Source organism: Bacillus sp. FJAT-42315, assembly GCF_002797375.1.
Taxonomy (GTDB): Bacteria; Bacillota; Bacilli; order Bacillales; family Domibacillaceae; genus Bacillus_CE.
The window spans coordinates 1,111,527-1,113,459 of the sequence record NZ_KZ454941.1; the positions used below are offsets into that span (position 1 = coordinate 1,111,527).

A 1,933-nucleotide genomic window follows, 5' to 3' on the forward strand; every position below is an offset into this window, starting at 1 on the left:
AGGAAATTTGAGAGGAGCTGTCCTTAGTACGAGAGGACCGGGATGGACGCACCGCTGGTGTACCAGTTGTCTTGCCAAAGGCATCGCTGGGTAGCTATGTGCGGACGGGATAAGTGCTGAAAGCATCTAAGCATGAAGCCCCCCTCAAGATGAGATTTCCCATAGCGCAAGCTAGTAAGATCCCTGAAAGATGATCAGGTAGATAGGTTCGAGGTGGAAGCGTGGCGACACGTGGAGCTGACGAATACTAATCGATCGAGGACTTAACCAATAAAGCAGAGGCGACTGTTCAGACATGACAAGCAAATGTTCTGGAGCTGCAAAGACGTTAGTCTTGTAAGCGACAGGTTATTTGACTCGAATGTCTAGGAGCCGGAGCTAGAAGTAGATATACCAATAGGCGATTTGCAAGGTTACAATACTTATTATCCAGTTTTGAAAGAACAAAAAAGTTCTTGCAAAAGATTATTATTATGTTATGATAATAAATGTCTTAAAAAGTCTGGTGGCGATAGCGAAGAGGTCACACCCGTTCCCATCCCGAACACGGAAGTTAAGCTCTTCAGCGGCGATGGTAGTTGGGGGTTTCCCGCTGTGAGAGTAGGACGTTGCCAGGCAAAACATGGAGGATTAGCTCAGCTGGGAGAGCACCTGCCTTACAAGCAGGGGGTCGGCGGTTCGATCCCGTCATCCTCCACCATCAATTTTTTGATAAGCCGGTGTAGCTCAATTGGTAGAGCAACTGACTTGTAATCAGTAGGTTGGGGGTTCAAGTCCTCTTGCCGGCACCATTTTTGACAAATATTATTTTGAGCCATTAGCTCAGTTGGTAGAGCATCTGACTTTTAATCAGAGGGTCGAAGGTTCGAGTCCTTCATGGCTCACTTTTATGCGGGTGTGGCGGAATTGGCAGACGCACCAGACTTAGGATCTGGCGCCGCAAGGCGTGGGGGTTCGACTCCCTTCACCCGCACCATTATCATTATATTTAGATGATAAGTACAAAAATAAAAATATCTTATTCAATTGCGGAAGTAGTTCAGTGGTAGAACACCACCTTGCCAAGGTGGGGGTCGCGGGTTCGAATCCCGTCTTCCGCTCCATAAAAGTGCCGGGGTGGCGGAACTGGCAGACGCACAGGACTTAAAATCCTGCGGTAGGTGACTACCGTACCGGTTCGATTCCGGTCCTCGGCACCACTTTTATGCGCCCGTAGCTCAATTGGATAGAGCGTTTGACTACGGATCAAAAGGTTAGGGGTTCGACTCCTCTCGGGCGCGCCATTAATACATATTTTTTCGGGAAGTAGCTCAGCTTGGTAGAGCACTTGGTTTGGGACCAAGGGGTCGCAGGTTCGAATCCTGTCTTCCCGATCATTTAAAAGTTCTAAAAATAGTAACACGGGGCCTTAGCTCAGCTGGGAGAGCGCCTGCTTTGCACGCAGGAGGTCAGCGGTTCGATCCCGCTAGGCTCCACCAATTTAATATATAATACATGGCGGTGTAGCTCAGCTGGCTAGAGCGTACGGTTCATACCCGTGAGGTCGGGGGTTCGATCCCCTCCGCCGCTACTTAAAAGGACCTTTAGCTCAGTTGGTTAGAGCAGACGGCTCATAACCGTCCGGTCGCAGGTTCGAGTCCTGCAAGGTCCACCACTTGTATAAAATATGGAGGAATACCCAAGTCTGGCTGAAGGGATCGGTCTTGAAAACCGACAGGCGGGTTAAACCGCGCGGGGGTTCGAATCCCTCTTCCTCCGCCATATTTCATAAATTTTTATTCATATCGTCGCGGGGTGGAGCAGTCTGGTAGCTCGTCGGGCTCATAACCCGAAGGTCGCAGGTTCAAATCCTGTCCCCGCAATATATGGTCCGGTAGTTCAGTTGGTTAGAATGCCTGCCTGTCACGCAGGAGGTCGCGGGTTCGAGTCCCGT

At 50.0% G+C, this 1,933-nt stretch carries 13 tRNA genes and 1 rRNA gene; all 14 read left to right on the forward strand.

What is annotated here, in order from left to right:
• Positions 1–501: 501 nt before the first annotated feature.
• The 14 genes from rrf (at position 502) to CEF22_RS05215 (ending at position 1,862) form a co-directional block, all read left to right on the forward strand.
• Positions 502–617, forward strand: a 5S ribosomal RNA gene (gene rrf / locus CEF22_RS05150).
• Positions 618–624: 7 nt separating this feature from the next.
• Positions 625–700 (forward strand) — tRNA-Val (locus CEF22_RS05155).
• A 15-nt stretch (positions 701–715) separates the two neighbouring features.
• Positions 716–791: transfer RNA gene (locus CEF22_RS05160), tRNA-Thr, on the forward strand.
• Positions 792–811: 20 nt separating this feature from the next.
• A tRNA-Lys gene (locus CEF22_RS05165) sits at positions 812–884 on the forward strand.
• 7 nt (positions 885–891) lie between these two features.
• A tRNA-Leu gene (locus CEF22_RS05170) sits at positions 892–976 on the forward strand.
• Positions 977–1,028: 52 nt separating this feature from the next.
• Positions 1,029–1,103: transfer RNA gene (locus tag CEF22_RS05175), tRNA-Gly, on the forward strand.
• A 7-nt stretch (positions 1,104–1,110) separates the two neighbouring features.
• Positions 1,111–1,199: transfer RNA gene (locus CEF22_RS05180), tRNA-Leu, on the forward strand.
• A gap of 7 nt (positions 1,200–1,206) precedes the next feature.
• Positions 1,207–1,283 (forward strand) — tRNA-Arg (locus CEF22_RS05185).
• Positions 1,284–1,299: 16 nt separating this feature from the next.
• A tRNA-Pro gene (locus CEF22_RS05190) sits at positions 1,300–1,373 on the forward strand.
• A 29-nt stretch (positions 1,374–1,402) separates the two neighbouring features.
• Positions 1,403–1,478: transfer RNA gene (locus tag CEF22_RS05195), tRNA-Ala, on the forward strand.
• 18 nt (positions 1,479–1,496) lie between these two features.
• Positions 1,497–1,570, forward strand: a tRNA-Met gene (locus CEF22_RS05200).
• A gap of 7 nt (positions 1,571–1,577) precedes the next feature.
• Positions 1,578–1,654, forward strand: a tRNA-Ile gene (locus tag CEF22_RS05205).
• A 14-nt stretch (positions 1,655–1,668) separates the two neighbouring features.
• Positions 1,669–1,761: transfer RNA gene (locus tag CEF22_RS05210), tRNA-Ser, on the forward strand.
• A gap of 27 nt (positions 1,762–1,788) precedes the next feature.
• Positions 1,789–1,862 (forward strand) — tRNA-Met (locus tag CEF22_RS05215).
• Positions 1,863–1,933: the final 71 nt, after the last annotated feature.